We start from the raw sequence: 24700 nt of genomic DNA, 5'->3' as shown, positions 1-24700 counted from the left end.
AATGAATGATTGGCATAATTGGTTGGAATATATTAAGCATTTGGATCTCGACTCGATTCAATGGACACTGCAAAGCTATTCACAGTGGGGACCCTTACCCGGTATCCTGCTGCCAATGGTTGAATCCTTCCTACCTTTCTTACCGTTAATACTCATTATTGCGGCTAACGCCAATATATATGGCCTTGGCTTAGGTTTTTTATTTTCTTGGATCGGTGTTACTGCAGGCGCAGTGTCCGTGTTCTGGATCAGCCGTAAGCTAGGTCGTAATGTAAAGGGCAAATTAGAGAAGCGTTTTCCAAAATCAGAACGTTTTTTCAACTGGGTAGAGCATAAGGGCTTCACCCCTTTATTTCTGCTTGCTTGTTTTCCATTCACGCCTTCTATTGTTATAACTGTAGTTTCCGGACTGAGCAAGGTTCCCTTCAAAACCTTTTTGCTCTCCATGCTGCTTGGCAAGGCCGTTATGATTTTTAGTATCTCGCTAATCAGCTTTGATATCGGCAATCTCATTCATGAGCCTTGGCGTATTTTCGTGACGATTACCGCTGTGCTTGTCATGTGGTTTGGTGGGAAAAGACTGGAATCACGCTATCAAGTCAACGGGTAAATGAATACATAGTATATGATATCTATTTCAAAAGACGAGCGCCAAGCTGAATTCAGCTTGGTGCTTCTTTTATTTCTCGTGCCTAGTCGTACATTTTCTTCTGCGCTCATACATTTCTTCCTTTTGTGGCAAACTGTTGAGGATCTTCTAGAGAAGATAAAGCGCTAGCTCTACATCATCCTTCAGGAGAGTGATTTTATGTCAGGCAAACAGCCATCTGATCTACAAAAAAAGGCCAGTAAAGCACAGTCATTAGCTGACCGAAATGAAGCCAGCAAACATTCTGCAAGTGAGCTGCAATCAGAAGCGGATCGTGCAGCCGTGCCGAAGCATGGACTATAAGCACAAAGCATAGGAGGTTTGGTTGAACCAATGGGCGAGCAAAATAATCATAATGAGATGCAGCCGGTATCCGGCGAAATCGTAGAAGTTAAAGGCGTCTATAAAAATGAATGGGGTCGTCAAGAGCAACTCGAAATCGGGGATGAGTTTCCCGCTGATCCGATGCTAGGCGCGACGGAGTGGCAGCTCGTTGAGGTCTATTTCAATAATCATCACGAAGGACATACCGATCCGCGCTTAGTGCCGCATGATGATGACAATAATCCAGAAGCGCATATGCAGCACCCGCGCCGTCACGAAGGCAGCAATAAGACAGACGATGACATGTAGGTCCTATTAAAAAAACGGCAGACTGTGGGTCAAGCTAAAGAGCTCCCCTGCAGTCTGCCGTTTTCCAATCCATAATTCCGTTAATAGTACTATGCATTAACCATTTGCAAGCCTAATCATTAATGATCTAAAGCCCTGCTTCATTGACCTCTTGCTCCATCTCATCAGGGACACGCTTGTCGTTAACCTCGCGCTGCTTTACTTGATCAAGCAGCTTGTCCAAGCGCCGCAGATGAAACCCATATTCAAATATGCCGGATGCAACAAATACAAGCCGCTTATTCTCATCTGGATTCCTTTGAATATACGCACTCAAATCCTTGACCAGCTGATCCTCTTGTTCTTCCTCCGGCTCGATTAAAGCATTCGGCTTCATCTTCCCTTCAGCCTTCAGCAGTATATGCTCATGATATTTAGTCAAATCTTCAATTTGACGATCGAAACGTACAGACCATTCTCCTGGCCCTGATGAAGCAAAGTAATGCTCCTCCACAACCTCAATGAGATCGGCGCCTTTTTGCAAAGTCTTAATCATTTGTTTGGATACGATAAGCTGCCTAGCATGACTTTTTCTCGTCCGAGCCAGTACCTTGCGCTCCTCTTCAAAAACCGTATACCGCTCTTGCAGCTTTTGCAAGGTGCCAAGCAGACGATCCTTCTCCTTCTCGAATACCTGCTCCTTCATTTCATTCGAGACTGATGTGCGCAGCAGCAGCGAGAGCTGGCTATACGCCTGATGTACTTGCTCTGTAAATTGCCGTCTTGGTCTAGGCGGGAACACGAATACATTAACAACGAATGAAGCGCCGATACCCGTCAACACCATTAGGAAACGAGTTGTAGCCGCCTCCCAGCCTTGACCATGCGCTTCCATAATTGCAACGACAGTGACGAGCGTTAATCCGATTGTGCTTTCCATTTTTAATTGAATACTTAAAAGGATTACGATTATACATACAAGCCCTACAGCAATCGGGGTATGCCCGAAAATTCTCACAGCAGCTATAGCAATGAGAGCACCTACCAAATTTGCCTGTACCTGATCAGCTACATTTTGCCAAGAGCGATAGATAGATGGCTGTATGGTGAATATCGCAGCTACTGCAGCCATTAGCGGAGAAGCGAAGCCAAAAATACCGCTCAAATAGATGGCTAGTGCGACTGCCATACCTGTTTTCAAAACCCTTGCACCTATTGTCATTATAATTCAGTCTCCAATCTAAACCCTCTACGCCTACAACAACGATTATAAAGATAATGGCTAAGGACCCTTTGGACATATTCTAAAACATGCACTCCTGCAAAGCAATTATTAGACAATAATCCCGTGCAGCAACGAGACAGTGAATAAGAAAAAGGGTGTTCCCCATCTCTTAATCTTCCGCTATTATAATAGAATAGACCTGATAGAGCCGGGCAATACTAGAGGTTATAAGCTTAAGCTTAGGAGGAATCATATTGAAAATTGTTCAAGAGTTTAAAGAGTTTGCAATGAAAGGCAACGTCATCGATCTGGCAGTCGGGGTCATTATCGGGGGAGCATTTGGCAAAATCGTCAGTTCCCTAGTGAACGATATTATAATGCCGCCTATCGGCAGAATTTTAGGAAAAGTAGACTTTAAGGATTTGAAAATCTACTTGGTGCATAAAGATGAGTGGCTTGCTAGTAATGCTGATCTAAGCGCAGCACCCGCCATTGCCTATGGTCAATTCATTAACGTTATGCTGGACTTCTTGATTGTTGCTTTCTGTATATTCATGCTTGTTAAGGTCATTAATATTCTACGTCGCAATGAGAAAAAAACAGAGGCGCCTGTCGAAGTGACAGAAAAGGATTGCCCTTACTGCTTGTCCAAGGTGCCCATCAAAGCGACACGCTGCAAGCACTGCACTTCACAGCTAGAGGCTGCAGCGCATGGCTGAGGAACTGTTCGACATCTATGACGAACAGCTCCATCCGCTAGGCACCGCAACGCGCGCGCAAACACATGCGAACGGCTACTGGCATCGCTCCTTTCACTGCTGGCTGACGCGCCGCGATGGAGATCTTCGTTTTGTGAGCTTCCAGCTGCGTCAGACATGCAAGGACACCAATCCCGGCTGCTACGATATCACCGCTGCCGGACATTTGACAGCTGGCGAGACCATTCAAGAAGCGGTTCGGGAGCTTGAAGAGGAGTTGGGCATAGCAGTCGATTTCGAGCAGCTAATCCCGCTGGGACAAATCCGCGAAGATGTCAGCGGCGTTGTGAAAGGCGTTCCCTTCATTGACCGTGAGGTCAGCGATGTCTTCGGCCTCGTCTGTTCAGTACCGCTCGACGAGCTGCGACTGCAGCCAGAAGAAGTGGCCGGTGTGTACGAGGCTGACCTTGATGAGCTGATCGCGATGTTTGAAGGCCAGAGGGTCCAGGTCGCTGCAATTGGCGTTGAGCTTTCGGAGAAACCCGGCGAGCTGCAGCAAGTCCAGCGTTTCGTACAGGCGAACCAATTCGTGCCGCGCGACCCTTCTTATTACGTGAAGATACTGCGGGCTTTGCACGAGTGTACTTAATCTGGACGCCGTTACTAGTTGATGGCTCTCGCACTCCCCAAGCCTGTTCCCAATTGGTATACCATTGATCAATAAGTCCATGAATGTTATAGAACTGCGTATGTCGCGGCGCGAGATCAAAGTCATTCAGCTCCGGCTGATTATAGATCCGCGCCGCCATTTCGTGGAAGCAGCCATGAAGATTCATTTCAATAAAGCTCCCAAGCTCATCTCTCGTAGCAAATGAACGTGGATTATACATCACTCTCTGCTCCGCAGCAGGATTAAAGCAATACGATCTCCGAATACCATCCGGAATCTGAGTCCAAGGCGCGATTAATCCCCTATCCATTCCCTGACTGTCATACCAGTTATATACACGATTGATAAAGTCACGATGAAATCGCAGGAAACGTTCTCCGTATCCCGGCGGCGGCATCGTCCCTGGTGTCAAATGATACGTATGATGCCAAATACGATGCTCATCTAATAGCGCTTGTGGAAAATTCGGTATATACGACATCCTCGACCCCTCCATGCTTAGTCCATTTTCACTCCAACTCCTTTAGCTTATGCAATAAACAGTAGGAAGGAACCTATTCCTGAAATAGAAGAGCAAGCCCTTTCGACAATAGGCTGTCCCTTTTGACAATCATCGGTCTACGTCTGCAAATCCTGTCATACATATGGATAAAATGATTTCCGTTGAAAGAGGTGAGCCGACTCGTGATTGAACGATTGAATCGACTTCAAATAGAGCTCCCCCCATCCCCGTATGCAGATGCGAATGCTGCGGCGGCTGTTCAAGAGCTGCTTGGAGGAAAATTCGGTGAAATGTCGACGTTAAACAATTATATGTATCAGTCTTTTAACTTTAGGGAGAAAAAAAAGCTTAAACCCTTTTATGATCTTGTATCGAGCATAACAGCTGAGGAATTCGGCCATGTCGAGCTTGTTTCCACAGCTATCAATATGGTATTGACCGGTACGACAACCCCTGGCGATCCGAATTCGGCCCCGCTTCAGGAAGGAGTAAACAAGCGAAACAGCTATTTCTTCATCAAAACAGCTCAAACGTCTATGCCTGGTGATTCCATGGGACGCGCTTGGACAGGTGATAATGTATTCAGCAGCGGCAACCTTGTGCTCGATCTGCTGCATAACTTTTTCTTAGAGTGCGGCGCAAGAACACATAAGATGCGTGTCTACGAAATGACGGATCATCCGACTGCACGCGCAATGATCGGTTACCTGCTCGTACGAGGCGGCGTGCATGTATTGGCTTATGCAAAAGCACTGGAGATTGCGACAGGCGTTGATGTGAAGAAGATGATTCCCATACCGGACCTTAGCAACAATAGCTTTGAAACAGCACGAAAATACGAAGCAATGGGACTTGGAAACAAACTGTATACGTTCAGCCCTAATGACTACAAAGATATTGTCCTCATCTGGAATGGCCAGAATCCGCTGACCGGAGCTCCGCTTGAGGTCATTCAAGGAGCACCGCAAGGTGCGCCTATGCCCGACTTAGGCGAACTGCCAGAAGAGTTCGCTCCCGGCATCTCACAAGAGGATTTCATGGAAATCGCGCGCCGTCTTCAGAAGAATGCCGGCCTATAGCAAAATAATTAGCAACGGAGACCTCCTAATTCGCATAAAGCGATTTGGAGGTCTTTGTTGTCCATAACATCTATTGGGCAGGCAACTGCTTGTTTCACATTTTGATAAGCGTGGTAAGAGCTTTTATGAAGAAAAGATTATATACCACTCCTATCCTCAATATGTTAGGAAATTGTAAGCAATATAAACAATATCCTTACGAGGGTTTCATAAGGGGCTAAAGGATTTACGTTAGAATGGGGGAAATCGATCGGAGGTGTTATAGGAAATGATGAAAATCGTTACCTTCAAAAGTCGTTCAGTCCCTGTCTACTACCCTAGCGAACAATCTGCATCTTTAGAATTGCTTAATCATAAATTGTACGAAATGGAATTAGATTTTGATTTCCGTAAAAAATGGAGACGTATTAAATCAGTCGAAATGGTGCGTGATGTCGCTATTTTCCAATATAACGACGGTACAAAGCTTTATCTGGAAGTATCCTAATGACTCGACACAGACACAAAAAGATCTGAGTTCACATGCAGCATGTGAACTCAGATCTTTTTCATTTAAGCATATATGTGAATCGGGCTGAGCCCGCATTGCAGCTACATCCACTACCTGCACACTGTCATGGTATACTCGGGTTGGCTAATTAACGTTAAATCAAGTATGTCTTCAGCTTTAGGCTCACCGCATAGGAAGCCTTGCACAAAGTCACAACCCCATTCCTTCAATAACCTATATTGCTCCTTATTTTCCACACCTTCTGCTATAACCTCAAGACCGAGCTTGTGTACCAGCTTAATAACATCCTCTACGATGATGCGCTCACTGCTCTTTAAATGAATCCTTTTGATAAATGATCGATCAATCTTCAAGCATTGCATCGGCAATCGTTTCAAATTCACAAGGGACGAGTAGCCTGTGCCAAAATCATCAATGACAATTCGCACACCCGCCGCATGCAGCCAGTTAAGCGTCGAAATCGCTACACTAGAGTTGTAGATCAAGCTATTCTCTGTAATTTCAAGCTCAAGAGCGCTAGGCTCAAGCCCAAACTCCTCCAATACATGAAGGACCGTACGTGAAAATGATGAGTCCTGTAATTGCAGCGGCGAGATATTAATGGACATGATCAGACCGCTTAATCCGTCTTCCCCCATACTCGATAGCATTCTGCACGCTTCACGCAGCACCCATTCCCCAATAGGAATGATCAGACCATTTTGCTCAGCAACAGTAAGGAATTCAGAGGGCTTGACCTCCCCAAGTTTCGGGTGATTCCATCGAATCAATGCTTCAAAGCCTCTCAGTTTGCCTTCCTCCATCCTGTAGATAGGCTGATAGCTAAGATGGAATTGACGCAAGTATAAAGCTGGCCTAAGCTCCGCTTCAATATCAATACGACGGTTAAGGCGAAGGGTATCTTCTGTATTATAAAAAAGCGCTCGATTGCCGCCTTGTGACTTTGACAGATGAAGAGCAGATTCCGCACGGCATATAAGCTGTTCACTCGTTCTTCCATCCTGCGGGTATAGTGTTGCGCCTATGCTTGAGGTCAAATAAAGCTCAGTTCCTTCAACGTCAATGGGGCGCTCAATAGTATTTTTGATGACTTCTACCGCTTGAAAGCCGCTGTTATCGCTGTGTTCGACAGGCATGGCCACCAAGAACCTATTTCCTCCAATTCGACTCACTGTCGAGGCAGCGGTTCTTGCAGCTGCTAGTCTCTCATTCATGATGTGGAGCACGTGATTTCCGAAGTCAGTGCCCATTTTTTCATTTACGCGATAGAAACGATCCAAATCGACCAAAGCTACTACCATCCGCTTACCCGTGGCACGTACAACATTTACCGCTACTTCAAGCTGTGCAAAAGCTTCCATGCGTCCAGGCATACCGGTCAACGCATCCATTTTGTTGGATCACCATCCCAATCTTTGTTTATTTAAATTAATTTTCCCATATAAGTATTAGATAAATTAAGAAAATATGTTTAGATCATTGTTAGATATCTTAATAAGGAGTTTTATATACTTACATTTGCAAAAAAATCCACTTCAGCAATGGAGTGGACCTACGCTTGTTAATGAGCTTTAGCAGCTGTAATATACATGTGATTAATAAAAAAGACGTACAAACTGTTGTCAGTTTGTACGTCTTTTTCATTATTCCATAACCTCTTGCCCTTAGCTTTGGCTCGCGCTCGTATGCTGGGCTGTGTACTTGTAACCAAAGCCCCAAACCGTACGAATCAGGCGCGGCTCCTTCGGGTTCTGTTCAATCTTCTTGCGAAGATTGACAATATGCACGTCGATCGCGCGATCTGTAACAAAGGAATCAAACCCGCGTATCGCATTTATAAGCTCTTCTCTACTAAATACCTTTCCGGGATAAGCAAGAAATAGCTTCATAAGTTCATACTCTGAAAATGTTGTTTCAACAAATTGACCACGAACAAGTAATAGCCGTCTCTCAAAATCAAGCTGGATCGGCTCTCGTTCGTCAGCCGTTTCGACCGTCACCGCAATCTGCTGCGCCGTCTCTGCCTGCATCGTATTCGAACGGCGTATTAAAGCCTCCACTCGAGCTGTCATCTCATGCATGCTGAAAGGCTTGCACATATAATCATCCGCTCCAGCTTTCAAGGCTTGCACACGTTCGGATACCTCACTCTTCATCGACAGAATCATAATCGGCACATTAGAGCGCTTACGAATGAGCGCACATACTTCCATCCCATCTAAATCAGGCAATATTAAATCCAGCAGCACTAAATCAGGATTGAATTCGGCAGCCAGCCGCAAGCCATCGTCAGCACGATTCGCTTGCATGACAGAATAGCCCTCTTCCGATAAATACATGGAAAGCATATCACTCATCATGACGTCATCTTCGATTACCAGCACTTTGTACATTGTCGTCACCCTTTTTGAGGATTGAAGATTGCTGTCGGATTTTGACTCTAACTCTTTCTCTACTATACAATAACGACTTCAAAGGGACAACAATTTGTTAGAAAATTGTTAGGAATATTTGTCAAACATATTTTGAACGCTGCGGATCCCATTCAACAGATTCTTTAATACTCTCTCCAGTTGAATATTTGCCGTCATTAGCTCATCGAGATCAAGATCTGGCTTCTTCACGATTCGCTCTACTTCGCATACCGCCTCTAGCAATTCATAAGCCGATAGATAGCCGGCTGCACCTTTAATGGTATGAACCGCACGCTTAATGGTTGATAGCTCCGCTTGCTCTGTCAGCTTCCTTAAATGGTCGCCAAACATGTCGTAATCAAGCATGAACTGCTCCATCATATGCAGCAGAATGGGCAGCTTCCCATTCACACGCGCAAGAGCGCTCTCCACATCCATACCCTCTATCCCCGGCAATAATGGCTGCTTTGCAGCTTCTTCCTCAGAAGACTTACCATCCGTTTGGATAGTATCGAGATTAGCTGCTAGATTTATTGTCGTATTCTTCATAGTCTCTTGCTTCAACCAGTAAGAAATGACGGTATGAAGCCTCTCTGATGAAATCGGCTTCGTCACTACATCATTCATTCCAAGCTTGAGATAGCGCTCATGATCATTACGCAGCACATTCGCAGTAACTGCGATAATAGGAATATCATTATAATGTGATTGACTGCGTATGATTCGAACAGCTTCGGAGCCATCCATCACGGGCATATGAATATCCATTAGAATAAGATCCCACTTCTCTTCCATTAGCTTTTGCAGCACCTCTTGACCATTCTCAGCCAAGCCAACCTCATAGCCTCGCTCCTTCAAGATTTCGATAGCGACGAGCTGGTTAATCTTATTATCCTCCGCAAGTAAAATACGCGTACTTACATCGGATTGAGGCATTTTCGTAATCAGAACCACACTCTCCTGTCCCGTTCCATCGATCGACCTTTGATGGAGTGCGCTATCAAGAGCTCTAAGCATTCCCGAACGCATAATCGGCTTAATTAACAACGTTAACGGCCTTTGCTCAGCCGTTAGCTGCATCATTTCATCACGGCCGTAGGAAGTTGTCATAGCAATGGTTTTCACACCTGCTGCTTCAGCTACTTGGTGGAAATCCATCCAGGTTTCCGCGCCGTACATATCCGGCATCTCCATATCAAGCACAATCAGCTTCGGCAATGCCCCTTCACCAATTCGACGAAGGCGGTCCCTTGCCATTTTCCAAGAGGAGAACACAATAGGAGTTAGGCCAAAGTCCTCAATAATACCGCTCCAATGCTCGCGCATATCCTTATCGTCTTCCACGATCCATACGGGCAGCTCTCTCCATTCCTGCTTTACCTGAAGCAGCTGCTCACTGTATTTATGAAGGACAGCAAACGGAAGCGTGAAATAAAATTGACTGCCTACAAGCGCCTCACTCTTCACCTCGAGCTTCCCGCCCATAATTTCAACAAGCGATTTCGAAATAACGAGTCCAAGTCCGGTACCTCCGAATTTACGTGTTGTAGAACCGTCTGCTTGAGTGAATGGCTTAAATAGCTTCTGAACCTGCTCCTCGTTCATACCGATTCCCGTATCTGATACGAGGAAGCGAATACTGACCGTATGATCCGACTCCTCGACAAGTTCCAGTTGGAGCTTCACGCGACCTCTATTTGTAAACTTAATGGCATTCATACATAGGTTAAGCAGCACTTGCTCCAGTCTCATGGCATCCCCAATAATGGTTTGCGGCAAATGAAGAGGCGTATCAATAATGAACTCAAACTGCTCCTTGCCGCCCATAAATACGCTTAATTGATCGGTTACGCGATGCAAGAGCTCGCCCGGCTGGAAAGGCAGCCGTTCAACATCAACTTTACCCGCTTCAATTTTGGAGAAGTCCAAAATATCATTAATAATCCGCAGCAAAGATTCAGATGAAGTGTGCATCTTGTCCATATAATCCTTTTGTGATGCAGATAGACCTGTCTTGCGCATAAGCTGTGCCAATCCAATAATGCCATTGAGCGGCGTCCGTATCTCATGGCTCATCAGCGCAAGGAAACGGCTCTTCGCTTGATTCGCTTCCTCAGCTTCAAGCGTTGCTCGGACCAGCTCCTCTTGCACCAACTTTTGTTCGGTAATGTCACGCGCTATACAGGAGTAAAATTGCTCCCCGGTATCCTCATCTTGATGCGCAACGACAACCATAGAGACATGCACCGGCTCGCCATTGCTTTTAAGAAGCTGTGTGTCACTTTCCCAAAATCCTGATTTCCGAGCCTCTACTGCCCCTCTCACTAGCTCTGCATACATCTGCGGATGTGCATGCTCCTCAACCGTATGCATATCATTGTCCTTGCTTTCAAGGCCTAACATCTCTCTGCCTGCCCGATTCATGTAGACGACCTTGCCGACGGAATTAACAGAAGCGATTAAGTCTTTAGCCGACTCTAAAATATCAAGCAGCCGATTGCGTGTCTTCTCCATTTGCTTTCGATCAGAAATATCGAGAACCATGCCGACCACGCCCGAGAAGCGTCCGTTGCGATCTCGTAAACCGTTCGAGCTATGCAAGGTTGGAATACGTGTGCCGTCCTTATGGATAAAGGTCCATTCCCGTTCATAGGCAAAGCTCTCGCTTCGGAGCTCCTTGAAAACCTCAAGCCCAGGAGGCACTGTCCGCCCAAGCTTGATAGACAGCTGCCTTGCCTCTTCCTCATTCTCATCCAAATCCATAAACAAGAGCGGAGTTGCTACTCCTGCCAGCTCCTCCGTTTTGTATCCGAGCATATCCTCTGCAGTTTTGTTCAGATAGGATACTTTATACTCATCATCCAACACGATAAAAGCGTACTGATTCTGATTAATTATTGCCTCAAGCCTATCAAACATGTCTTGCAGGTGCAGCATCATCCCATTTACGGAATGCGCCAGCTGCCCGACCTCATCATGTGGCTCAACCGCCAAATGCTCCGCTTCGAAGCGTCCAGCAGCTGCTTGCTCCGTAACCGCAAGAATCCTTACTAGACGCTGTATGATCCTCTCAAAATACAGAAAGAAGAAAATGACAATGATAATCTCAGACAGCGCAATCGTCGAAAATATACGCCAAAAAATAGGGGTTAGCCTCTCTTCGAGCATTTCCGCTGACATTTGAAGGGCAAATCGCCAAGGCGTCCCTGACACCTTCGTATGGAAGATGGCAAATTCATCTCCGTCTACCTTTATGCGGTTCATGCCGCTTTCCGTTTCCAGCATCTTCACTGCAATCATGTTGAGTGAAGAGTCGTCGTCCTTGATATTCGCAGTTTCCAAGCCCGCCGAAAGCCCATTTGACGCTGTGCTCGAATCTGCAAAAGTATCGCCATCCGTTCCCAAGTGGGATTTCGTCCCACCAGCATAAGTAGACTTAGAGCTATAGATCAAACCACCGCTATCATTAAATAAGCGCTGAATGACTCGATCATCATGCAACTCAATATTCGTCTGCAATTCCGAGAATAGGATGGACGCGTAAACGACTCCGATTACTTCTGTCTCTGCCCCATAAACAGGAACAACAATTAGCATTTGACGCTTGTCAGAGAACGACGGCGTATAGGGATCAGTGATGACGACTTCGCCATGGATTGCTTTTTGGAAAAAAAGCTCATTGGTCATATCCATCCTCGGCCCGTCCGTACGCATGACTTGTCCATTCTTATCGATGTATCCAATAGAATTGTAAATGTAGTTGCTGCGGACAAGCTCTCTTCCAAAATAGAATAGGCGCTCCTGATCCGACCCAAATCGGACCAATTCCGTTCGGCTTATAACAAGCACCTCAGCCTTACGTATACTCACCCAATTCTCCAAAATATTAGCACGATTCTTCTGGAAGCTCGTTGTCTCCTTAATAGCAGATTGAACTATGGCTTTCTTTACTGCGGTATAATTGCCAATTCCAGCAATAAGCAACGGAATAAACGAAATAAGAACAATGAATACCAAGCCTTTTGTTCGTAGCGACATCCTATTCAAGCTGCTTTCCCCTTTCAAAACGCATTGACTGTTAATGTCGAACTTTGACAATATTATACTCCTTCATCGTAAATAGGAATAGCAAAAAACGCTAGAGCCGGCTGCTTTCTAGCAGTTCCTTGCTCTAGCGTCTAATAAGTTTAAAGTGAAGCCCCGCTTATCGCTTATTTAGCCCCAAGAATAGCTTCTATCCGGTTAAGCTCCTCGTCCGAAAAATCAAGTCGGCTCAGCGCAGCAACATTATCATCAATTTGATCTACACGGCTTGCACCGATCAAAGCAGAAGTTACTTTTCCGCCTCTCAGTACCCAAGCCAGAGACATTTGGGCCAGCGATTGTCCCCGTTCCTGCGCAAGCTTATTCAGTTCATTGATCTTGTTAAGCTTGTCCTCGGTAATTTGATCGGTCTTCAAAAATACGCTTGGACCAGCTGCGCGTGAGTCAGAAGGCACACCATTCAAGTAGCGATTAGTCAACAAGCCGCCAGCAAGCGGCGAGAATACGATCGAGCCGATCCCTTCCTCTTCCAGCACATCCTGCAAACCATCCTCAATCCAACGGTTGAACATGGAGTACGAGGGCTGGTGAATGAGACATGGCGTACCAAGCCCCTTCAAAATTCGGGACGCTTCTGCTGTTTGTTCTGCTGAATAGTTCGAGAGCGCGATGTATAGCGCCTTTCCTTGACGAACAATATGATCAAGCGCACCCATTGTTTCCTCAAGCGGCGTCTGTGGATCGGGACGGTGATGGTAAAAAATATCGACATAGTCCAAATTCATACGCTTCAGGCTTTGATCAAGGCTTGAGATCAAATATTTGCGTGAGCCGTAATCCCCATAAGGACCATCCCACATTGTATAGCCTGCTTTGGTGGAGATGATCATTTCATCACGATGCGCTCCGAAATCCTGTCTCATAATTTGACCGAAGGTTTCCTCAGCCGAGCCTGGAGGCGGTCCATAGTTATTGGCAAGATCGAAGTGAGTGATACCCAGATCAAATGCTCTGCGCACCATTGCACGTCCGTTCTCAAGCCGATCAACGCCGCCAAAATTATGCCATAAACCAAGGGATATCGCGGGCAGCTTCAATCCGCTGCGTCCTACACGGTTATACTTCATATTCTCATAACGATTATCAGCTGCTAAATAAGTCATATTCTTGTTCCACCAGCCTTCTATTTAATGGATTCCCTCTACCTTGCCAGCTTGCGCTCTAATTTTAGATGCGGGCTGTTACGCACCGTCTCCGCAAAAAACTCAGGCTGTTCAAAGACTAACTGCTTCCAGGCTTGTACGCAAAGCGGATCAAAGTGGCGACCGCTCTCATTCAAAATGATCTCCATCGCTGATTCATGCGACATCGCTTTGCGATAAGAACGAGATGATGTCAGTGCGTCGTAGACATCCGCTACAGCTGTCACTCGCGCTAACAACGGTATTTCTTCTCCCCGAAGCTTATCGGGGTACCCCGTACCATCCCATTTCTCATGATGAGACCGAATAACCGACAGTTCCTCTGGCATAAAGCCAAGCCGCTTGCACAAATCATAGCCCGAAACAGGATGAACCTCAATCACTTTTCGTTCTTCTTGCGTAAGCTTATCTGGCTTGTTCAGGATTTGATCAGGAATGCGCAGCTTGCCAACATCATGTACGAGACCGCCTTGCGCAATAGCTCTAAGCTCATTTGAAGATAAGGAGAGCTCCTCGCCTAATTTTAATGCATATAAGGCTACTCGGTAGTTATGCCCAGCTGTGTAAGAATCACGTGCTTCCGTTGTCATAACCAGCTCACGAACGCTGTTTGACATATAGGTGTTAATCCAATCCATCGGATTTGCGCGAAACATCAGCTTGATCGAAGAAGTTATCGATCTTGAGCTGACATACTGATTTATGATGCCTGCAACCATTACAATCGTAGAAGCCAGCAACAGGAAATGGTACATCCACCAGCTGATGTTCCAGGTTTCTCCACTCACAATAATAAACTGTGCAAGAATCATCCACCCTGAGCTATAAACAATAGAGAGCTGCAGCGGGAAACGAGAGGATAGATAGGTCTGCATATAACGGTACATGGTCCATCCATTCATACCTACGATAAACAAAGTCGCGATCCATTTCATCGGGTTTTCTTTCAAGTGAAAGAAATGAGTTAACTCGGGGTATTGCCATAGTGTGCCGCAAATGACTAGCAAGATGAGCACCCATACTGGAAGAAGCAGGCGCTGCCACATTGCGAACCATTTAATCAACGGCCTATCTACGGAAACGGATGAAAGACATAGCCATATGACAGCCACCAAGAGGCTAAGCTGAGCGGCATTGCTCGCAATACCGACATGGTCCATCAAAAAACCGGGGGTTGATAAACCATGAAGAATAAATAGCATGGCGAGTGATACATAAGATAACGATAGAAAACTAATCTTAATATTACGAAGCTGAATCGCCACAAAACCTACAGATATAGCGAGTATGAGTGCTAGTACAGACACGGCACTTACAATATAAAAATGCTCATGCGGCGCATTTATACTTCTGTCGAATGACGATCCTCGAAGCAGCAGGTAGCCAAGAAACGGCAGAATCATAACTAAAGCTAGACGTATGAAAACACCTGTATTTTTATGCAAGCCCGGATTCCTCCTAAAAAAATCAATCATAGTTATAGATAGTTAGCCTACTGCCTACTGGCAGATTGAAGTGTGTCAAGCTATGGCGAGGAATATGTAAATGTTTGTATTTACCAGGTTTCTTCGTAATTGATTGGATAAGAAACATGTAGGATAATGTTGGAATATGTACTTCCTATATAATAACATTCCACGCGTATTCAATAAATAGTGAAGTATTTTTATTTTAGATTAAGGTTTTTTCAATTCCGATTTGTTATAGTAGTTGAAGATATACAAAACCGAAGGGAGTTTATTTAATGAATAACAATGAATCGCAGTCCAAAAAAGACGCGGAAAACGAACTGACTGCGAACGAGGAGCTTAACACGCAGGACGAGCTATCTCAGCAGGATGCTGCAATTGAAGAGGAGCTTTCACAGGATTCTTCGCATGACAGCACTACAGAAGTAAGTCAAAACCATTCAAATAACGGTTATGTTCCTCCCGCTGCACCCGCATCTAAAGGCGGAAGCAGTATGGCATGGATCGCCATTTCCGCAGTTCTAGCTATTGCATTAATTATCGTGCTGATTAAACCGCCATTTGGAGGCAGCAATGAATCAGTAGCAACTGTAAATGGTGAGAAAATTAGCAAAAACGAGCTTTATGACGCATTAGTTACAGCAGGCGGCGCCGCTACAGTTGATAACTTGATCACTGAAAAGCTTATTCAACAAGAAGCTGACGCAGGTGGCGTTAAAGTAACGGATGCTGATGTAGATGCAGAGATTGCTTTAATTAAAGAGAACTTTGGTTCGGATGAGGCGTTTACATCCGCACTTGCACAATACAGCATGACGCTTGACAGCTTGAAAAAAGACACAAAAATCAACCTCACTATCCGTAAAATTTTGGAACCAAAAACGAAGGTAACGGATGAGGATATCCAAACGTTCTACGATACAAACAAAGCAGCACTTGGTACACCTGAGCAAATTCAAGCTTCGCATATTTTGGTAGCTACTAAAGAAGAGGCGGATGCGATTCTAGCTGAGCTTAAACAAGGCGGCGACTTCGCAACAATTGCTAAAGAAAAATCAACAGATACTTCGAAAGATCAAGGCGGCGATCTTGGTTTCTTCGGTAAAGGCGAAATGGTTGCTGAATTTGAAGAAGCTGCGTTCGCACTTAAAGTAAATGAAATCAGCGGTGTTGTAAAAACAGAGCACGGCTACCACATCATTAAGAAAACAGCTGAGAAAGCTGCAGTTGTTCCAACATTTGAAGAGAAAAAAGAAGAAATTCGCAAGCAGCTTGTTGCAACAGCAGCAAATGAGCTTTCACAAGACTGGATGACTGAAATTCGTGAAAAAGCAAAAATTACAAACACGCTTGCACCAAAAGAAGCAGCAGCTACGGATGCTGCAACTGAGTAATTAGCTGACACGACTTAGTCATTCGCTGAATAAGTAAGGGCAGTGTCTATTGGGTCTACCCGGCCCCATAGCACTGCCCTGTTTTCTACATATGGGAGGGTATAAAATGAGTACATTTGAAGTTCGCCATTATAAAGAAACGTATACCTTATATGAGTTAACGGAATCAAGTACTAATTCTCGTATTGTTGTATGTCCTGAAAGAGGCGGTATCGTAATTGGCTGCCAGCTTAATGGCGTAGAGCTGTTTTACTTGGATAAAGCAACCTTCGAAAATCCTACTGCTAATATTCGCGGAGGAAACCCAATCCTTTTCCCAATCTGCGGCCAACTTGAGAACCAAACCTACGAATGGAATGGACAAACGTACAAAATGGCTAATCACGGCGTAGCCCGTACGGCCGTTTGGGAAGTGGTCGATTCACAAACTGAAGGCGAGGCTTCCATCACCATTCGCCTCAGCAGCAATGAACAGACACTTCAATCCTATCCTTTCACGTTCGAGCTGCTGTTCACCTATGCGTTAAAAGACGGACAGTTGCATACGCGTCAACAATACCGCAATTTGAGTGAATCAGAAGCGATGCCGTTCTACGCTGGCTTCCATCCTTATTTTGCGATTGAAACGGATAAAAACATCGCCTATGAATCAGATGCTACACGCTATGAGGATTATAACGACTATGTAGTGAAGCCTTTCACTGGCAAGATTGATTTAGAGGATTTGGTTGAATCCGTCTGCCTGCTCGATTCAAAGAAAAGCGAGATCTCATTTCCAGTTTCGAAGGAAACTCGTGTTCGTCTGACCTATGATGACATTTTCAAATATATGGTGTTGTGGTCAGTTAAGGATCGTCCATTTGTTTGTGCGGAGCCTTGGATGGCTGCAACAGGCGAGCTTAATCGTCAAGAAGAGCTCGTCATGCTGGGAGCAGGCGAGGAGCTTCAGGCTAACTTTACGATCAGCTGCGAACAGGCCTAGACATGCAGGGTGTAAATATACAAAAAGGCAGTCCATCAAGGTTTAAATAACCTTGAGGACTGCCTTTTTTGTATGGGGTGATTTGAAATAGAAGCATTGCGTTCCTATTCCTAGTTTTAGTAGCCCTCGCCTTGACCGCCTGATACGATAGCGATACCTGAGCTTGCACCAATGCGAGTTGCGCCAGCTCCGAACATTTGCAAAGCTGTTTCGCGATCACGTACGCCGCCGGAAGCTTTTACACCTAGACCAGGTCCTACAACGCGGCGCATAAGTGCGATATCCTCCACCGTTGCTCCGCCCTTGCCGAAGCCTGTTGACGTCTTCACAAAGTCAGCTCCTGCTTTTTTGCAAATTTCACAAGCTGTTACCTTCTCGTCATCTGTCAAAAGGCCGGTCTCCAAAATCACTTTAAGAATTGCTTTACCTTTGACAGCTGCCGCTACGCCCTCAACATCACGCTGCACACCTGCTAGATCGCCTGATTTCAGCAACCCAATGTTCAGCACCATATCAACCTCAGTAGCACCATCTTCAATAGCAAATTTCGCTTCAGCAGCTTTGGATGCCGTTGTTGTTGCTCCAAGTGGAAACCCAACAACTGTCGTAATGCCTACTCCAGATCCCTTAAGCTCTTGAGCTGCTTCCGCAACCCAGCCTGCATTCACACAAACGGTTGCAAAATGATATTCCTTAGCCTCACGACAAATTTGCAATACTTCTTCTCTCGTTGCATCTGCCTTCAATATCGTATGGTCGATCATCGCTGCTACTTGTGCTGGCGTATAATTTGTACTACTGCTCATTATTATTTATCCTCCATTAGAAACAAGTTAGATTCGTCATTAGCAGAAAATGTACAGGCCGTGCTTCTCGTTACATGTTCCATTCAATCAAACAAAAAATTCTGCTTTAAGTTCCATTATACGAAGCTTTGAAGCAAACAACAATGCAGCCGTCTAGGATAGATCATTTAGTCTTAATCACTATTGCTCATCCAGTACGCTATAATTATGATCCCAAACATTAGGAGATATATCCATCATGGATATCTATTAAGCAAAATAAATGAAGCTGCAGCTTATTCAAGCGAGTTTTGACAGCACCAAAAGAAAGCGACCGCGGTCACTAGCCCTTATGGCTAAGAACGCGGTCGCCTTTTATTTTGATCAAGACAATGATTGATCCATAGTCAGCTCTAATCGTTTCTGCTTCAATTTGCGTTCATATATAAAATAAACAATCAAATAAACGATGAAAAATAAGGTGGACACCAAATACATCATTGCATAGTTCGACCATGTCGCAACTAAACCAAGCAGCATAGCCCCGCTCCCGATTCCGATATCAAAAGCATTATAAAAGGTAGCAGTCGCTACCCCTCTTCGCTGCGGTTCAACTCGGTCAATTACCCATGCTTGAAGCGCTGGGAAAATAGCGCCAAAGCCTGCTCCATAGAAAGCGGCTGCCACCAAGAGCATCCCTGTTGATTTTGTCAGGTAGAGCAGCACACAGCCTACAATACATAATAACGCTGAGGGAAATAGGACCCAAAATCTACCCATCGTATCGAATACTCTTCCGCTCACAAAACGAATGAGAAACTCACTAAGGGCTAAAACAAGAAAGAAAAAGCCGATATTTTGCACGCCAGTCTCTTTGCCGAACAGTGTAATAAAGCTAATAATTCCACCTAGTGACAAGCCGACTAGCGTTCCGAGCAAGGATGGCATAAGCGCTTTTGGTTCTATAAAACGAAGCATAAGCGGCATATGTGCAGACACGGAAGCCTTCGCCTCTGCTCTCTCTGCTTTGGATTCGCCTTTTACAAAGGATGTAAAAATAATCGCCAGCAGCAGAATGCATGCGCCAAAAATAAATAATGCCGTGAAACCATACTCCTCCATTAACCAGATCCCAATAAAGGGCCCAAGTGAAATGGCAACCGCATTCCCCGTTCCGAAGAAGCCCATCCCCTCGCCTCTGCGCGAGGCAGGTATGACGTCTGATGCAACCGTTCCGTACAGGGTTGTCGCAACACCGAAGCCTACACCATGCACAATCCTAAGCATAAGCATCATCGTAATCGTAACGGCGGCGTAATAGCTTGCTGTCCCAATTAGACATATGGCAACGCCCGCGATGAGCATCATTTTTTTGCCGAATCTATCCGATCCCATACCTACAAAAGGCCGAAGCAGTACCGCAGAGAAGGTGAAAAAGCCGATGATAAGACCAATTTGAGCATCCGTACCGCCTTTATCTGCTGCGAACACAGGTAACGTTGGCAAAAGCATTTCCAAAGATAGAAATAAAAATAAATTAGACAATAGAACTAAAATAAAGGGTTTCGTCCAAAGCGGTTCTTTCATCAAATGGATTCCTTTCTTGCTTGCTGAGGCTGTTTGTTTTTTTTTTTGCTTCATAATCTAATATACATTTTTCAAATGCCGATTAATACTGTAGGTACTATGTACTAGACCTGCATCTATCAAGGAAAAGGGGCTCCCATCTATGAATCCACCTAACAAGCATGATCAGCCTAAAACGAGCATATATGCCACTTTCCTTATTCAACTCATACGCAATTACTTATTTGGATCCATCGTTGCAGTTTTCGGCATGGGCGGCGTCATCATGTTCTCAACGCTTACGATTCCAAAAGAGGAACGTCTTGTCATGAGCGTTATTATCATTATTTCGATGATCATTATGCTTAGCTGCGAGCTATTTGTATTCTATCGGCATCTTCGTCCGATTCATGCAGTTTTCAAAGAGAAGCATTCAACCTCAGATGAGATCAAAAAAGCTTATCTTCAAACACATAAGTTTCCTTTATTAGCCGTTCTGCGTACATTCGGACCTCATTTTTTTGGCATGGCTATTCCCTTATTCACATTAACTTATATAAGTATAAAGCTGGAATGGGTTGCGATTCCTTACTATTTTCTTGTCATAGGCTGTGGAGGCGCGTTTATGGTCGCGTGCATGCATGCGATGATTGAATTTTTCTTGACCTCTAAAGCTATTCGACCTGTGATCATTTATATTCGTGACAAGCATGAGGAGCAATTCAAGCAGGATCTCACCCTTGAGGGTCGTGTTCTTGTTCCCATTCGTGTCAAGTTTCAGCTCAGCGCCTTCCTCATTGGCACTTTGCCCCTGCTATTATTCAGCTTAGCGTCTCAAGCTCGGCTAGACTATATGCCAGAGGCAGACACGGATTCTTATTGGAGATGGGCAGGCATTGTTCTCGTTATCGGCATCTCTTTTTCCCTGCTCTGCGCATTTCTGTTATCCCGAAATATTGAAGATCCAATCCATACGATTCAGAACGCAATGAGCAGAGTAGAAGCAGGCAACTTCGACACATGCGCTACTGATATTTATTCTGATGAATTTTCCAAGCTCGTTGCCGGCTTCAATCATATGGTTCAAGGTTTGAAGGAGCGTGAGCAGCGCAACAGCCTGTTGCAGGAAAGCTACTACATGACGCTAGCTGCAGCACTTGATGCACGAGATACCTATACATCAGGCCATTCCACAAGGGTCGCCTCATATTCCGTACAAATTGCAAGTTTGGACAAGTGGTCCGAGACCGAGCTTAACCTGATTCACAAAACGGCACTGCTCCATGATATAGGTAAAATTGGCGTACGAGATGCGGTGCTATACAAAGAGGGTCGGTTAACCGACGAAGAATTTGACCAGATTAAGCTGCATCCTATTTTGGGAGAAAATATATTAAAACGCATCGAGCCTGCTGATGCCATGGCTGATCATCTACCAGGCGTTCGCTCACATCATGAGCGTTATGATGGAAAAGGTTACCCAGATGGCCTAGCTGGCACCGACATCCCTCTAGTGGGGCGTGTCATCGCGATCGCAGATGCATTTGATGCTATGACCTCCGATCGGCCTTATCGTAAAGGCATGACACAAGAGAAAGCATTGTCTATCCTGAATGAGGGTAAGGGGACGCAATGGGATCCTAAGCTTACCGAGCTGTTTATAAGATCCTTTGATGATAAGAAAAATGAAAAGATCTCATAAGCAGAATAAGAAAGAATAATAAAGACGATAGTTAAAAGCCATCCAAACGGGGTTGTCCCCGGAAAGGATGGCTTTTTTTCTCGTACTGCCTATCGTTTAATGAGCATAAAATCATCATAATGGAAGCCTGGTGCAACGACACATGAAACAAGTACAGGCTCATCGCCAAGCACCTCAGACATTTGCCATTCCGTAGCCGGTACAAGTGCCTGCGGCTGATGGCCTGCCAGCACATCTGGTCCGACAATGATTTCTTTTCTTTTCTCTGGTGCAGATTCCGTTCCGCCTAAAGTAAGCAGCAGAGGACTTCCTGAGTGCCACATCCATAGCTCGTCCGAATAAACGGTATGCCAATCTGAGAACTCTCCCGGATGAAGCAGAAAATAAATCGAGGATGCCGCAAATCTAGGACCTGAATAGGGGGCGCCAAGAACTTCTTGCGGAATTTCAAAACCAGCCTTCCAAATCTCCTTATACCATCCGCCTTCGACATGCGGCTTTAATCCAAGCGCCTGTACGATCGGGGACAGCTGTTCCACCAATGCTCCCATCCATCTTCCTTCTTTCTCTATTATGCTAATTTTCTGTAGTAAAAAACGTGTTTACTCATTTTATAACGCTTCTCGGGTATCGTCAATTATGTAAATAGGTGGGAATAGTCGGTGAAAATTCACCTTTTCTACTTATCTAATATATGGAACTTACTTTTTTTATTCACAATTATAAGTTATACTTATATTATCAAACGAATTGGAGGTGGACAGATGAAAAATAATACGTATGCTTATGGTCGAGTTAATCGTAATCGTTTTCTAAACCTGCTTATTATTTTTCCGCTGCTTATTGCCGCACTGTTTGCCTACGAAGCAGGCAATGCCTTCGAGCTCACTGCCGGCCCCAATCGCGTTCTGATATCAAAATCCTCCTATAAAGCAGTTTGCAACTCCAAATCAACTACAAAAAGCTTCTTGCCTGAAAACGTTTATTTAATCGCCTATAGCCATGCGCTTTTTATTATTTTCATATTGTCTATCGGCCATTCCGCCCTTCGAACCACCGTACCGCAACGACTGCGAGATCTATTTTTGTACCCCATTAAGTTCACCTCCCATTTTGTGGGCCGTCACTCTCATTTTGTTTAAGCACAACCAACAAATGAGGAGGCTACACTATGAATATAAGAGAATCTGATTTACCCGGCATCGGCCGCAAATACCAAATTATTACGAGAAGCGGAGAAAAGTTTGTCATTATCATCCATGATGACGGACGCCGTGAAATGTACCATTTTGATTACAATGATCCGGATGACAGCATTTCAATGGTTACGCTAGAGGATGAAGAAGCAAGACAAATAGCCGCGATCATTGGCGGTATGACTTATAAACCAAAAGCGCTAGAGACGATTGAAGTCGCGCTGGATGACTTGACGATTGAATGGTATAAAATCGAACCAAACGCTGCATGTCTTGGAAAAACGATCGGTGAATGCGATATCCGTCAAACGACGGGTGCTACCATCATCGCTGCTGTAGAAAAGGAATCAAAAAATATTAACCCAGGCCCCGACTACGTCTTTAAAGCTGACACGACCCTAATCGTAGCTGGAGAACGACAGCATTTGAAACTTCTGAAGCGGATGCTTCAGAACGGGAGCCAATAATCATGGATCACATGGTGCTGGAAATCGGTCTTGCTGTTGTCCTTATTGCCTTAGTCGGGCTTTTAGCTGCAAAAATACGATTCTCCGTCATCCCGTTTTATATATTAATTGGTATGGCCGTTGGTCCCCATGCGCCGCACATTGGCAAATTGGACTTTAGGTTTATTCACAGTATGGAACTCATCGAATTCATGGGACGGCTAGGTGTGCTGTTCCTGCTATTCTATTTGGGTCTGGAATTTTCTGTGGGCCGATTAGTTAAATCGGGTCGCTCTATAGCGATTGGCGGTACCATTTATATTCTCATTAATTTTACACTCGGCTTGTTATTTGGATGGATGAATGGCTTCCCCGTCGCAGAAACGATGGTCATTGCCGGTATTACAACCATTTCATCCAGTGCGATTGTCGCGAAGGTGCTTGTCGATCTGAAGCGAACAGCAAATCCAGAAACCGAGATGATACTTGGCATTATTATGTTCGAGGATATTTTCCTCGCTGTCTATATCTCCGTCCTGTCTGGACTTGTTCTCAGCGATTCGTCCTCACTAGGCGGCGTGCTATTATCTGCTTTGTATGCATTAGGATTTATGCTCCTTTTCCTCATTATCGGAAGAAAAGCAGCTCCTTTGCTTAATAAACTTTTGAATATTCGCTCGAATGAGCTATTTCTGCTTCTCGTGTTCGGCTTCCTGTTCCTCGTGGCAGGCTTCTCCGAAACCATTCATGTAGCAGAAGCAATCGGAGCATTGTTAGTTGGCCTTGTGCTTGCTGAAACGGTTCATATGAAGCGGATTGAGCATATGATTCTGCCCTTCCGAGATTTTTTCGGCGCATTGTTCTTCTTCAGCTTCGGTCTTTCGATTGATCCGTTCGCATTAGGCGGAGCGGTATGGCTTTCTATTGGAGCTGTTGGCGTAACACTCTTCGGAAACTACTTGGCTGGAATGCTTGCCGGGAAAAGCGCTGGCCTATCACCAAAATCATCCTCAAACATCGGTCTGACTATCGTATCACGCGGGGAGTTCTCTATCATCATGGCAAACTTGGGCAAAGCCGGTGGCCTGCTTGAGCTTCTGCAGCCGTTCGCAGCACTTTACGTACTAATACTTGCCATATTAGGACCGTTGCTTACGAAGGAATCCAAGCACATCTATAAAGGCATGAATGCTATTTTCAAATGGGATAAACCGAAAAAACTGAAGCAACCGAAAAAGCCCTCACCTGCGAAGGATTTGAGTGGCGGGGGTTGATAATGAGCTAAGATGAAGTGGTTTCACGAAAAAGGCCTGATCGATCCCTATGCGCAGGGGATTAGTCAGGCTTTTTTTTGCTTAAGCAGCTGGGTATGTTGTGATTTGATAGATTTGATAGATTTGATTGCTTTGATTGCTTTGATTGCTTTGATTGCTCAACTGCAATAACCTGAAAAATTTAGTTTCGCCTTTTGAAATTAGTCTCTGCTGTACATGTTGTTTTTATCGGTTAGTTTCAATATTTTCAGCTAAATAGGTTCTCGCTTGATAATACTAG

At 44.9% G+C, this 24700-nt stretch carries 24 protein-coding genes; 14 read left to right on the top strand and 10 right to left on the bottom strand.

The features are described from left to right. Window position 1: 1 nt before the first annotated feature. The 3 genes from AC0YOD_RS12715 to AC0YOD_RS12705 all read left to right on the top strand — a co-directional run bounded on the left by AC0YOD_RS12715 (window position 2) and on the right by AC0YOD_RS12705 (window position 1282). A complete protein-coding gene (locus AC0YOD_RS12715; protein ID WP_475799666.1) occupies window positions 2-610 on the top strand; it encodes a TVP38/TMEM64 family protein in 609 nt (202 codons plus the stop codon). A 198-nt stretch (window positions 611-808) separates the two neighbouring features. Continuing rightward, the gene (locus AC0YOD_RS12710) at window positions 809-952 is read left to right on the top strand and encodes a hypothetical protein (RefSeq protein ID WP_166742865.1); all 144 of its coding nucleotides are present in this window, start codon (window positions 809-811) and stop codon (window positions 950-952) included. 30 nt (window positions 953-982) lie between these two features. After that, the gene (locus tag AC0YOD_RS12705) at window positions 983-1282 is read left to right on the top strand and encodes a transposase (RefSeq protein WP_475799665.1); all 300 of its coding nucleotides are present in this window, start codon (window positions 983-985) and stop codon (window positions 1280-1282) included. Between the two features lie 127 nt (window positions 1283-1409). Here AC0YOD_RS12705 and AC0YOD_RS12700 read toward each other — a convergent pair whose 3' ends face one another. After that, window positions 1410-2483 (bottom strand): FUSC family protein, encoded by a 1074-nt coding sequence (locus AC0YOD_RS12700; protein WP_475799664.1) that lies wholly within the window; start codon window positions 2481-2483, stop codon window positions 1410-1412. 290 nt (window positions 2484-2773) lie between these two features. On the opposite strand from AC0YOD_RS12700, the gene mscL reads away from it, so the two are divergent. Then, window positions 2774-3205 carry a large conductance mechanosensitive channel protein MscL gene (gene mscL, locus AC0YOD_RS12695; protein ID WP_475799986.1) on the top strand — a complete coding sequence of 144 codons (432 nt, stop codon included), beginning with the start codon at window positions 2774-2776 and terminating at the stop codon, window positions 3203-3205. Window positions 3206-3242: 37 nt separating this feature from the next. On the opposite strand, the gene AC0YOD_RS12690 is transcribed toward mscL, so the two are convergent. Beyond that, window positions 3243-3410, bottom strand: coding sequence for a hypothetical protein (locus AC0YOD_RS12690; RefSeq protein ID WP_475800002.1), 168 nt, complete (start codon window positions 3408-3410; stop codon window positions 3243-3245). Between AC0YOD_RS12690 and AC0YOD_RS12685 the strand changes: the two genes are divergently transcribed. The 3 genes from AC0YOD_RS12685 (at window position 3339) to AC0YOD_RS12675 (ending at window position 5922) form a co-directional block, all read left to right on the top strand. Then, window positions 3339-3833 (top strand): NUDIX hydrolase, encoded by a 495-nt coding sequence (locus tag AC0YOD_RS12685; protein ID WP_475799985.1) that lies wholly within the window; start codon window positions 3339-3341, stop codon window positions 3831-3833. The genes AC0YOD_RS12690 and AC0YOD_RS12685 overlap by 72 nt on opposite strands. Before the next feature lie 705 nt (window positions 3834-4538). Beyond that, entirely contained in the window at window positions 4539-5435 is an 897-nt protein-coding gene (locus tag AC0YOD_RS12680) for a manganese catalase family protein (RefSeq protein WP_475799663.1), read from the top strand. A 268-nt stretch (window positions 5436-5703) separates the two neighbouring features. Beyond that, complete coding sequence (locus AC0YOD_RS12675; protein ID WP_475799662.1) at window positions 5704-5922, top strand: hypothetical protein; 219 nt, start codon at window positions 5704-5706, stop codon at window positions 5920-5922. 113 nt (window positions 5923-6035) lie between these two features. On the opposite strand, the gene AC0YOD_RS12670 is transcribed toward AC0YOD_RS12675, so the two are convergent. The 5 genes from AC0YOD_RS12670 to AC0YOD_RS12650 form a co-directional block, all read right to left on the bottom strand. Continuing rightward, the gene (locus AC0YOD_RS12670; protein ID WP_475799661.1) at window positions 6036-7337 is read right to left on the bottom strand and encodes a putative bifunctional diguanylate cyclase/phosphodiesterase; all 1302 of its coding nucleotides are present in this window, start codon (window positions 7335-7337) and stop codon (window positions 6036-6038) included. Between the two features lie 273 nt (window positions 7338-7610). Further along, window positions 7611-8339, bottom strand: a complete 729-nt coding sequence (locus AC0YOD_RS12665) for a response regulator transcription factor (RefSeq protein ID WP_475799660.1) — start codon at window positions 8337-8339, stop codon at window positions 7611-7613. 108 nt (window positions 8340-8447) lie between these two features. After that, window positions 8448-12398, bottom strand: a complete 3951-nt coding sequence (locus AC0YOD_RS12660; RefSeq protein ID WP_475799659.1) for a response regulator — start codon at window positions 12396-12398, stop codon at window positions 8448-8450. A gap of 173 nt (window positions 12399-12571) precedes the next feature. Continuing rightward, a complete protein-coding gene (gene mgrA / locus AC0YOD_RS12655; protein ID WP_475799658.1) occupies window positions 12572-13567 on the bottom strand; it encodes an L-glyceraldehyde 3-phosphate reductase in 996 nt (331 codons plus the stop codon). Between the two features lie 38 nt (window positions 13568-13605). Then, the gene (locus AC0YOD_RS12650; RefSeq protein ID WP_475799657.1) at window positions 13606-15051 is read right to left on the bottom strand and encodes an HD-GYP domain-containing protein; all 1446 of its coding nucleotides are present in this window, start codon (window positions 15049-15051) and stop codon (window positions 13606-13608) included. A gap of 299 nt (window positions 15052-15350) precedes the next feature. Between AC0YOD_RS12650 and AC0YOD_RS12645 the strand changes: the two genes are divergently transcribed. Both AC0YOD_RS12645 and AC0YOD_RS12640 read left to right on the top strand, forming a co-directional pair. Then, entirely contained in the window at window positions 15351-16469 is a 1119-nt protein-coding gene (locus AC0YOD_RS12645; protein WP_475799656.1) for a peptidylprolyl isomerase, read from the top strand. Window positions 16470-16575: 106 nt separating this feature from the next. Further along, complete coding sequence (locus AC0YOD_RS12640) at window positions 16576-17451, top strand: aldose epimerase family protein (protein WP_475799655.1); 876 nt, start codon at window positions 16576-16578, stop codon at window positions 17449-17451. A gap of 116 nt (window positions 17452-17567) precedes the next feature. Here the strand turns inward: AC0YOD_RS12640 and deoC are convergent, their stop codons facing one another. Then, window positions 17568-18257, bottom strand: a complete 690-nt coding sequence (deoC, locus tag AC0YOD_RS12635) for a deoxyribose-phosphate aldolase (RefSeq protein ID WP_475799654.1) — start codon at window positions 18255-18257, stop codon at window positions 17568-17570. Window positions 18258-18620: 363 nt separating this feature from the next. Then, window positions 18621-19877, bottom strand: a complete 1257-nt coding sequence (locus AC0YOD_RS12630; RefSeq protein WP_475799653.1) for an MFS transporter — start codon at window positions 19875-19877, stop codon at window positions 18621-18623. Window positions 19878-19965: 88 nt separating this feature from the next. Between AC0YOD_RS12630 and AC0YOD_RS12625 the strand changes: the two genes are divergently transcribed. Then, a complete protein-coding gene (locus AC0YOD_RS12625) occupies window positions 19966-21504 on the top strand; it encodes an HD-GYP domain-containing protein (protein ID WP_475799652.1) in 1539 nt (512 codons plus the stop codon). 89 nt (window positions 21505-21593) lie between these two features. On the opposite strand, the gene AC0YOD_RS12620 is transcribed toward AC0YOD_RS12625, so the two are convergent. After that, the gene (locus AC0YOD_RS12620) at window positions 21594-22055 is read right to left on the bottom strand and encodes a cupin domain-containing protein (protein WP_475799651.1); all 462 of its coding nucleotides are present in this window, start codon (window positions 22053-22055) and stop codon (window positions 21594-21596) included. A 213-nt stretch (window positions 22056-22268) separates the two neighbouring features. Between AC0YOD_RS12620 and AC0YOD_RS12615 the strand changes: the two genes are divergently transcribed. The 4 genes from AC0YOD_RS12615 to AC0YOD_RS12600 are packed head-to-tail and all read left to right on the top strand — an operon-like array spanning window position 22269 to window position 24591. Continuing rightward, complete coding sequence (locus AC0YOD_RS12615) at window positions 22269-22646, top strand: hypothetical protein (protein WP_475799650.1); 378 nt, start codon at window positions 22269-22271, stop codon at window positions 22644-22646. A 29-nt stretch (window positions 22647-22675) separates the two neighbouring features. Then, a complete protein-coding gene (locus tag AC0YOD_RS12610) occupies window positions 22676-23167 on the top strand; it encodes a cation:proton antiporter regulatory subunit (protein WP_475799649.1) in 492 nt (163 codons plus the stop codon). 2 nt (window positions 23168-23169) lie between these two features. Beyond that, entirely contained in the window at window positions 23170-24420 is a 1251-nt protein-coding gene (locus AC0YOD_RS12605; RefSeq protein WP_475799648.1) for a cation:proton antiporter, read from the top strand. A 12-nt stretch (window positions 24421-24432) separates the two neighbouring features. Beyond that, on the top strand, window positions 24433-24591 hold the full coding sequence (locus AC0YOD_RS12600; protein WP_475799647.1) for a hypothetical protein: 159 nt from the start codon (window positions 24433-24435) through the stop codon (window positions 24589-24591). Window positions 24592-24700: the final 109 nt, after the last annotated feature.

It is taken from the genome of Paenibacillus sp. J31P13 (assembly GCF_056269295.1).
The sequence above is the reverse complement of the archived record's forward strand: the minus strand, read 5'-3'. Positions and strand labels throughout refer to the sequence as shown.

Coding starts and splice junctions, on each gene's coding strand:
- AC0YOD_RS12715 (WP_475799666.1), top strand. CDS start 2: ATGAATGATTGGCATAATTGGTTGGAATATATTAAGCATTTGGATCTC.
- AC0YOD_RS12710 (WP_166742865.1), top strand. CDS start 809: ATGTCAGGCAAACAGCCATCTGATCTACAAAAAAAGGCCAGTAAAGCA.
- AC0YOD_RS12705 (WP_475799665.1), top strand. CDS start 983: ATGGGCGAGCAAAATAATCATAATGAGATGCAGCCGGTATCCGGCGAA.
- AC0YOD_RS12700 (WP_475799664.1), bottom strand. CDS start 2,483: ATGACAATAGGTGCAAGGGTTTTGAAAACAGGTATGGCAGTCGCACTA.
- mscL (WP_475799986.1), top strand. CDS start 2,774: ATGAAAGGCAACGTCATCGATCTGGCAGTCGGGGTCATTATCGGGGGA.
- AC0YOD_RS12690 (WP_475800002.1), bottom strand. CDS start 3,410: ATGTCCGGCAGCGGTGATATCGTAGCAGCCGGGATTGGTGTCCTTGCA.
- AC0YOD_RS12675 (WP_475799662.1), top strand. CDS start 5,704: ATGATGAAAATCGTTACCTTCAAAAGTCGTTCAGTCCCTGTCTACTAC.
- AC0YOD_RS12670 (WP_475799661.1), bottom strand. CDS start 7,337: ATGGATGCGTTGACCGGTATGCCTGGACGCATGGAAGCTTTTGCACAG.
- AC0YOD_RS12665 (WP_475799660.1), bottom strand. CDS start 8,339: ATGTACAAAGTGCTGGTAATCGAAGATGACGTCATGATGAGTGATATG.
- AC0YOD_RS12660 (WP_475799659.1), bottom strand. CDS start 12,398: ATGTCGCTACGAACAAAAGGCTTGGTATTCATTGTTCTTATTTCGTTT.
- mgrA (WP_475799658.1), bottom strand. CDS start 13,567: ATGACTTATTTAGCAGCTGATAATCGTTATGAGAATATGAAGTATAAC.
- AC0YOD_RS12645 (WP_475799656.1), top strand. CDS start 15,351: ATGAATAACAATGAATCGCAGTCCAAAAAAGACGCGGAAAACGAACTG.
- AC0YOD_RS12640 (WP_475799655.1), top strand. CDS start 16,576: ATGAGTACATTTGAAGTTCGCCATTATAAAGAAACGTATACCTTATAT.
- deoC (WP_475799654.1), bottom strand. CDS start 18,257: ATGAGCAGTAGTACAAATTATACGCCAGCACAAGTAGCAGCGATGATC.
- AC0YOD_RS12630 (WP_475799653.1), bottom strand. CDS start 19,877: ATGAAGCAAAAAAAAAAACAAACAGCCTCAGCAAGCAAGAAAGGAATC.
- AC0YOD_RS12625 (WP_475799652.1), top strand. CDS start 19,966: ATGAATCCACCTAACAAGCATGATCAGCCTAAAACGAGCATATATGCC.
- AC0YOD_RS12620 (WP_475799651.1), bottom strand. CDS start 22,055: ATGGGAGCATTGGTGGAACAGCTGTCCCCGATCGTACAGGCGCTTGGA.
- AC0YOD_RS12615 (WP_475799650.1), top strand. CDS start 22,269: ATGAAAAATAATACGTATGCTTATGGTCGAGTTAATCGTAATCGTTTT.
- AC0YOD_RS12610 (WP_475799649.1), top strand. CDS start 22,676: ATGAATATAAGAGAATCTGATTTACCCGGCATCGGCCGCAAATACCAA.
- AC0YOD_RS12605 (WP_475799648.1), top strand. CDS start 23,170: ATGGATCACATGGTGCTGGAAATCGGTCTTGCTGTTGTCCTTATTGCC.
- AC0YOD_RS12600 (WP_475799647.1), top strand. CDS start 24,433: ATGAAGTGGTTTCACGAAAAAGGCCTGATCGATCCCTATGCGCAGGGG.